1 pseudogene is annotated in these 442 nt (G+C 33.3%); it reads left to right on the top strand.

Annotated elements, in window-relative coordinates:
* Positions 1-98 precede the first annotated feature (98 nt).
* A pseudogene (locus DCC82_RS17145) lies at positions 99-442 on the top strand (RNA-guided endonuclease TnpB family protein); the annotation flags it as partial.

Here is a 442-nt window from a genome sequence, read left to right as displayed (position 1 = left end):
AGCTTTTTTTATTCTAACCGTTGAAACTCAATGAAAAACAGTGAGTGTGGAGGATAAACTTTTGACAATACCTATATAGTTAGATGGGAGGTGAAAAAATGTATTTTTGTATCAAACAACAGCTAAATGGTTTGACCGAAGAAGAATACTTGACTCTTCGAGAACTGTGCCATATTGCCAAGAACATGTACAACGTCGGATTATACAATGTCAGACTATACTATTTTGGACAGAAGGAATTTCTTAATTATAAGAAAAACTATCATCTTGCAAAAACGAACGAAAACTATAAGCTGTTGAACAGCAACATGGCACAGCAAATTTTAAAAAAGGTCAATGAAGCCTTTACATCTTTCTTTGGTTTGATCAATCTTGCCAAACAAGGAAAATATGACCACAAGGCTATCAGTATTCCAAAATATCTTAAAAAAGATGGCTTTCA

The sequence above is a fragment of the Geobacillus sp. LYN3 genome, from assembly GCF_003064505.1.
GTDB lineage: Bacteria > Bacillota > Bacilli > Bacillales > Anoxybacillaceae > Parageobacillus_B > Parageobacillus_B toebii.
The sequence above is the reverse complement of the archived record's forward strand: the minus strand, read 5'-3'. Positions and strand labels throughout refer to the sequence as shown.